General features: G+C 60.2%; 6 protein-coding genes and 1 riboswitch. Of the genes, 4 read left to right on the plus strand and 2 right to left on the minus strand.

Translation table 11 applies throughout. The features are described 5' to 3' along the window. Nucleotides 1–492 precede the first annotated feature (492 nt). Together chrA and ABLE85_RS23685 are read right to left on the minus strand one after the other, a co-directional pair. On the minus strand, nucleotides 493–1,905 hold the full coding sequence (gene chrA, locus ABLE85_RS23680) for a chromate efflux transporter (RefSeq protein WP_348795162.1): 1,413 nt from the start codon (nucleotides 1,903–1,905) through the stop codon (nucleotides 493–495). 17 nt (nucleotides 1,906–1,922) lie between these two features. Beyond that, nucleotides 1,923–2,909 carry a chromate resistance protein ChrB domain-containing protein gene (locus tag ABLE85_RS23685; RefSeq protein WP_348795163.1) on the minus strand — a complete coding sequence of 329 codons (987 nt, stop codon included), beginning with the start codon at nucleotides 2,907–2,909 and terminating at the stop codon, nucleotides 1,923–1,925. A 400-nt stretch (nucleotides 2,910–3,309) separates the two neighbouring features. Between ABLE85_RS23685 and ABLE85_RS23690 the strand changes: the two genes are divergently transcribed. From ABLE85_RS23690 to ABLE85_RS23705, 4 genes are all read left to right on the plus strand, one after another. Then, on the plus strand, nucleotides 3,310–3,780 hold the full coding sequence (locus ABLE85_RS23690) for a chromate resistance protein ChrB domain-containing protein (protein ID WP_348795164.1): 471 nt from the start codon (nucleotides 3,310–3,312) through the stop codon (nucleotides 3,778–3,780). Between the two features lie 45 nt (nucleotides 3,781–3,825). Further along, nucleotides 3,826–4,716: a DUF1259 domain-containing protein gene (locus ABLE85_RS23695; RefSeq protein WP_348795165.1), complete on the plus strand. Its 891-nt coding sequence runs from the start codon at nucleotides 3,826–3,828 to the stop codon at nucleotides 4,714–4,716. Between the two features lie 187 nt (nucleotides 4,717–4,903). Further along, a riboswitch (yybP-ykoY riboswitch) is annotated at nucleotides 4,904–5,000 on the plus strand. A gap of 750 nt (nucleotides 5,001–5,750) precedes the next feature. Then, on the plus strand, nucleotides 5,751–6,173 hold the full coding sequence (locus tag ABLE85_RS23700) for a hypothetical protein (RefSeq protein ID WP_348795166.1): 423 nt from the start codon (nucleotides 5,751–5,753) through the stop codon (nucleotides 6,171–6,173). Between the two features lie 248 nt (nucleotides 6,174–6,421). Continuing rightward, nucleotides 6,422–7,015, plus strand: coding sequence for a hypothetical protein (locus tag ABLE85_RS23705; RefSeq protein WP_348795167.1), 594 nt, complete (start codon nucleotides 6,422–6,424; stop codon nucleotides 7,013–7,015). Nucleotides 7,016–7,041: the final 26 nt, after the last annotated feature.

The raw sequence follows: 7,041 nt of genomic DNA on the forward strand, positions 1-7,041 counted from the left end.
TGAGACCAAAACCACGAAGGAGAAAAGCAGGACCTTGACCACCACCACCGAACCGAAACATACCTGAAAGGCGGGTCAATTCTCGGCGGAAATCCCGGGTCAGTTCCTGGCGGAAATCAACACGCCAAGAGCGAAGAGTGCCGCATAGGCACCACCGAATATCAGGTAAGTAAGCCAGGCTCGGTTCGCGATGAATAGTCTTCTTATCTTGACGTCGACTTCACCGGCACTGAGCATGATCCACCATCCGAGGGGCTATGCATTCCAGGTATCGTTGGGCCAACTGCAAAATAACCACCAATGCCCTCTACCGACAAGCGGAACACCACATTGCCGGCGACCGAAAGCCGGGCAATATCGCAAGCTCTGCCGCGACCTTCGCAGGTGCAGCCCGCCTGGCGTCGGGTAGTTGGCGCTACTTCAGGACGAGGGACTGTCCATGGCCGCCAGTGGAGATCAGGACGCGCATCGAGAAGGTAGGGAGGTCGTCCGTTAGACATTGCCGCCTGCGAGGTACCAGACCATTCCCGCGATCGAACAGGCCAAGAGCGTCGGGATCATTCTCGCGCCGAATCTCAACGTGGCGATGGCGGCGGCGAGGGTCAGCACGATGGCCGGAACATTCGCTGTCTGCCAGACGGGTACGTCGACGAGAACGCCGTAGCCAAGCCATGGGCTCAGTTGCCCGAACAGCGTGTGCAGTGCGAACCATGTGGCCAGGTTCATGACCACGCCGACGACCGCGGCGGTTATCGCCGACATCGCTCCGGTCAGCGCCGCATTACCCCGCAGAACCTCGATGTACGGCGCGCCCAGGAATATCCACAGGAAGCATGGCACGAAGGTAACCCAAGTGGTCAGCATCGCTCCCAGAGTCCCAGCCACCATCGGATTGAGGGGGCCTGGATCGCGAAACGCGCCCATGAAGCCGACGAACTGGACAACCATGATTAGGGGACCCGGCGTCGTTTCGGCCATCCCCAGCCCGTCCAGCATCTCCCCTGGCCGCAGCCATCCGTAGTGTTGAACAGCCTCCTGCGCGACATAGGCCAGCACGGCGTAGGCACCGCCGAATGTCACCATCGCCATCTGGCTGAAGAACACCGCGATCTGGCTGAACACGCTGTCGCCCCCCAGCAGAGCGAGGCAAATCGCAACGGGGAGCAGCCATAGCAGGAGAAAGATTCCGGATATCTTCAACGACCAGGCGAGGTTCGGACGCGCGTGCCGCGGCGTGTCCTCGCCTAGAGCCGAATCCTTGTCCATCAGCGCATTGTCACCAGCATTGTGTCCGCCGCCGAGACGGAAGAGCGGCGATCCCGTGCGACCCCCGATGTATCCGGCCAGCCCGGCGGCGAGAATGATGAGTGGAAAGGGCAGACGGAAAAAAAAGATCGCGACGAATGCCGCGACCGCGATCGCTACCATGACGGTGTTCCGCAGGGCACGCTGGCCTATCCGGACCACGGCCTGCACTACGATGGTCAGCACCGCTGCCTTGAGCCCGAAGAAGAGACCTTCGACAATGCCGACATTGCCGAACACGGCGTAGATGTAGCTCAGCGCCAGTATCGACAGGAAGCCCGGAAGCACGAACAGCGCGCCGGCAACGAGGCCGCCCTTCGTCTTGTGGAGCAGCCAGCCGAAATAGACCGCCAACTGCTGGGCCTCGGGTCCCGGCAGCAACATGCAGTAGTTGAGGGCGTGGAGGAATCTGACCTCTCCGATCCAGCGCTTCTCGTCGACAAGGATGCGGTGCATGATCGCGATCTGCCCGGCGGGACCACCGAAGCTCAGGGCGGCGACACGTGCCCAGACGCGAACCGCTTCGCCGAACGAAATCCCATGGGTAGGGATACCGGAGTGTCGGTCCGGAGCGGTACATAGGTCGCCAATCTTGCCCATGGCTTCGTTCCTGCGCGTCATCCGCCTTTGGCGCGGAAATACTGGTAGAGGTTGTCGAAGACAGGTGCGCCTTGGGCGATCCGCTGCTCGTCCTCAGGGTTCGCGACGCAGATTCCGGCGATGAGACTGGCAATGCCGCTCGTCTCCTCCCGACCGAACTTCGTGTCTTTCAGGTCGATGTCGTGAACAATCTCGGCGATGGCCTGAAGCGCCGGGTCATTGATGTGGGCCCGATTCAGAAGGACCTCAAAGCTGCAGCGGTCGCCTTCATGGGTGAACTCGCCTTCGAACATGTCGAAGCGCAGCTCTCCCGCTTCCGGAGCATAGCCCTTGCCCGGAACGAAGCGGATGGCCGCGTCGGGATCGATGAATCGACGGATCAGCCAACTGCAGGCGATGCGGTCGACATGCACGCCCTTGCGCGTGACCCAAATGCGTCCCTTGAGATCGCCCGCCAACGGCAGAGGCGCTTCTGGCAAGTCCTTGGTCATGTCGGTATCCTCTGTGAGCCGGCGCTCCAGTTCCGCGACCAGGCTCTCGGCCGAGAGGCGAGCGGTCGCGCCAAAGAAGTCGATCGCTGCGATATCCGTGAGCCGCTTGCGCAGACGACTGGCCAGTGCGCGGGCATCGGCTCCTTCCTCGAGCGGCGCACTGTTCCCGACCCGGGCCAACAGCGTCCGCGTTTCCTTGGCAATTTTCTCGAAGTCCTCGTCGCGCGCGGCATCGAAGAGCGCACGTGCTTGGACGTCGGAAAGGCCATCGATGAGCCGCGCCTCGCATACAAACGCCTCGCCGCCACCCTCGACGATCTCCTTCAGGAGCCATTCGAAGTCTTCCTGCGTCTCGGCGTTCGCAGGCAGCGCGTAGACCGTGCTCTTGACCGCGATCGCGCCGATCCCTTGCAGGCGACGCCAGATTTTGACCCGGAAGTAGGCTGGCTTGCTCGGCAGTTGGTGGATCAGGAACAGCCAGCGCTGCTCCGCAGACGTCAAGTCATCGGCCATGTCTCTACCGTATCATCAATTCGGACTGATGCAACACTTGTATCATGCACGATTGAGGCGTAGCATTCGAGACGTTGCGTACCCAAATCGAGGACGCCATGCACCTGATCATCCCCTCCCTTTCAAGCCGCACCGCCTTGACGGTCTCTCCGAACCGCTGGCCAGCCACTACGTCGGTTGCGACGCCCCACGGTCGGGCATTTACTCTCCGATTCGGCCTGCGCCACGCCGACAGGCGTCGAACAGACAGTGAGTGTGGAGGAGGACCTGCGCGGCAGGCTCGTTGTCGACGAGCTTCGCCGGCGCGGGATCAACGCGCACAACTTGGCGGCCGTCACCGCTTGGCACGCCATGAGCGCACACACCGTGCCGCTGCCACAAACTGAAGGGAGATGAAACCATGAAATGGGTTACACGCGAACGCCCGGTCATCGACCGCATCGCCTGCCCCTGGCTAGTGACGAGGTTCATCGACCGCGACCCGGAGTTCCTCTTCGTACCATCGGACTTGGTGATTAAGACCGCCGAGGAAACCGGGGCCATCCCGTTCGACGTGCCCGGCGTCGAATACACGCATGTCGGCGAGGGCTGCAGTTTCGACGCCTTCGTTGCAATGCACCGCCTCGACCACGATCCGGCCATTCTGACGATCGCCGCGATCGTCCGCGGTGCCGATACCGATCGACACGACCTCACACCGCAGTCGGCTGGCCTTCTGGCGATTTCGATGGGGCTGCGGGACGTGACACCCGACGACCATGAGGTGCTGCGGCACGGCTTTGTAATCTACGACGCGCTCTACGCCTGGGCCACGCGGCGCAAAGCTGAAACGCATAGCTGGCCACCGGCTATGGGGCCTACAGTGGTCTGAGGCCTGTGGGGACCTTGGTTGGATCGGGGGCGATCGGAGACCGTGATGCTATCGAAACTCCCAGTTGGCGTTGTTCTGCTCCTATCCCTTGCGAACCAGGCCCACGCAGAGCCTGACTGGACGGCAGTTGGAAAGGCGCTCGGCAGCTCCGGCGCGCTGGTGCCAGGCGGCATCTACCGCGTCGGGCTGCCTCGCTCGGACCTGAAGGTCGTTCTCGACGGCGTGCAGCTCAAGCCAGCTCTGGCACTCGGCTCTTGGCTGGCGTTCAGACCCATGACCGACCACGAAGCGATGGTCATGGGCGACCTCGTGCTAACCCCGCCGGAGGTCAATCCGGTGATGATGACGCTGATCGAAAACGGCATCGAGGTCACGGCGCTCCACAATCACCTGCTGCGCTCCGACCCGGCCATCATGTACATGCATGTTCTAGGGCGCGGTGATCCAGTGAAGCTGGCCGCGAGTCTGCATGACGCGCTTAAGGAAAGCCGCACGCCACTCTCCGACAGAGGAGCGAGTGCCGCATCGCCTTCGACGACCGTCGATCTCGACATGGTCGTTATCGACCAGACGCTCGGCTACAAGGGCAAGGTGAACGGAGGCGTCTATCAGGTCAGCATTCCGCGGTCGGAAAAGATCACGGACGGCGGCATGGACGTCCCGGAAGCCATGGGGTCCGCGATCGCCATCAACTTCCAGGCGACCGGCAATGGCAGGGCGGCGGTCACTGGCGATTTCGTGCTCATCGCGTCGGAGGTCGAGCCGGTGCTGCGGGCCTTGCGCAAGAACGGCATCGAGGTGACGGCGCTGCACAACCACATGCTCGACGACGAGCCGCGGCTGTTCTTCATGCACTTCTGGGCGAATGATGAGGTGACCAAGCTTGTCCATGGACTGCGGACAGCGCTCGACAAGATCCATCTCGTCAAGGACTGAATGGTCGGGCCCGCCGTGTTTCTGCCGCCCGTCAGCCAACTGGGATAATCGTAGCGACCGCCCGGGAGGCCGCGGAATGGCCAGCCGCATTCTTGCCGCTTGGTATCAATGCGACGGATCGACAGTTGCAATCAGGTATCAATAGCAAACTATTGATATATTGGACTTATTTGCCTCTTATTGCTATCAAGGCCGCATCGGGGAGTAGCAACCGCCCGCAAGCGGGAGCGCGTCAACATGCTCGCGGATGCCGCGTGGCGCGTTCGGACAGCCTTTGGCTGTCTCTGCAGGTCCACAAACCTCTGGCGATTGGCCCCGCCAATGCCTTCCCGGAGAATGATACACCCATGCGAAAGGACAAAGAGCGCGTTGCGCTGATCTCGATGCTGTCAGCGCGTCGCTCGCCGTCGGGAAATTTGCAATTGGCTTCATGACGGGCAGTATCGGCCTGATTTCGGAAGGTGTTCACTCTTCCTCCGATTTCATTGCCACGCTGGTCACCTGGTGGGAAACTATTCGATGAAGTGCAAACTTTCATCGTCCAAGTCATCGCGTGCTTTGTCTGTTGCTCCTCGGCTAAAAGGAACCTGGGAACAATGTGAGCTAGCAGATCGCAGATTGAAGCCAAATGTCACCGACGAACAGTTTCGCACAGCGCTCGTGGATCGCTGCCGTTTTCCCTGACGCGAACTAAAATGAGAATGTGCTAAGATCTACCTTCAGAGGTAGAGCAGTTTCGTCGTGATCAGGGTCCGCCCGCTCCGGTTCGCCGGGGCGGGTTTTTCGCCTTTCAGGCCATCCGCTTTTACTGGTCAGTTTCAACTTGTGCGAGCGCGCCGTTGTCAGGATTGCCCCTTCAATGTTTTCTGCAAGCGAGGGGCTTCACCGGGAGCGGATTAGTAGAATCCCCGAATTGAACCCCGTCAGTCAATAATGAAAAATAGAAAAGATCGAGAATAGCGCCTGTTGCGGGGGCGGTAGATCGTTCTGTCATCAAATTTTCTTTGTCGATTAATCAAGGAAAGGAACTCGACATGAAGAAGCTTCTTCTCACTTCGATTGCTGTTCTTGCCATGGCCGCTTGGGGCGTTGAAGGCGCATATGCCGGCAAACATGATGGCGGCGGCCAGAGTGCCGGATCGAACAACGGCAATGGCAATGGCAACGGCAACTCCGGGTCTGGAAATGGAAACAACAACGGCAACAACAATACAGGTTCCGATAACGGAAATGGCAACGGCAACAACAACAGCGGAAATAACAACGGGGTAGGCAACGGTAACCACAATTCCGGCAATGGCAATGGAAACAACAACGGCAACAACAACTCCGGCTCCAACAACGGCCGCGATAATGGAAATAACAACTCCGGCTCGAACAATGGCAACAACAATGGCAACGGGAATAAGATCCCGGTGACCGGTGGTGGCCATCATCACCATCATCACAAATCGTGAGAGCATCGCTGGATGATCCGAGAGAACCGGAACTAGACACTCTCATGAACTAAGCATGGCCCGTCGTCTCACCCTGAGGCGGCGGGCTCCTTTTTGCGTGCCACAAGCGGGTGGAACTTTTTTGTTCGTGATGCGTTCACCCCGAGAATCCGATAGAGGCCCCGCCTCCACGATCATCGCTTAAGGCCCATCCTTCCCCACGATCATCGCAGGCTTGAGCTCCACGGACCATTTTCCTGGAGAAGACAATGAAACGCTATCTCTCAACACTCGCATGTTCGGGGTTGCTGAGCATTGGAGCGCTCTACGGCGCGCCGGCGTTTGCCGAGAGCATTCCCAGCTCCATTCCCGAAATCGCCCCGACGGTCAACGCGGCAGACCAGGGTAGCCTGCAGCCTGCCGTCCTCATACACCGGCAAAGCGACCCGTCGCCGGTAGATTCCGGCAGCTTGCAATTCGTCCGCGGTGGCGGCGGCTTTGGTGGCGGCCACGGCGGTGGTGGCTTTGGCGGCTTCCATGGCGGCTTCGGTGGCTTCCATGGCGGCTTCGGTGGCTTCCATGGCGGCTTCGGTGGCTTCCATGGCGGCTTCGGCGGCTTTCATGGCTTTGGGGGCTTCCCCGGCATGGGCGGCTTCGGCGGCTTCCATGGTATGCACGGATTCCGCAGTTTCCACGGCTTCCGTGATGGCCGCTTCTTCCACCGTCGTTTCTTCAACGGCAGCGGCAATGCGTTCTTCTTCGGTCTAGGCCTGCCGTTGTTGTATTACTGCAACCCCTACTATGCCACCGGCTACTACGGCTACTACGGCGCCTGCTATCCGGGATATTATCCGGGGTATTAATTGCGCCGGATAAGGTCGGCCGCACC

The organism is Mesorhizobium sp. KR1-2, from assembly GCF_040045035.1.
Taxonomy (GTDB): domain Bacteria; phylum Pseudomonadota; class Alphaproteobacteria; order Rhizobiales; family Rhizobiaceae; genus Pseudaminobacter.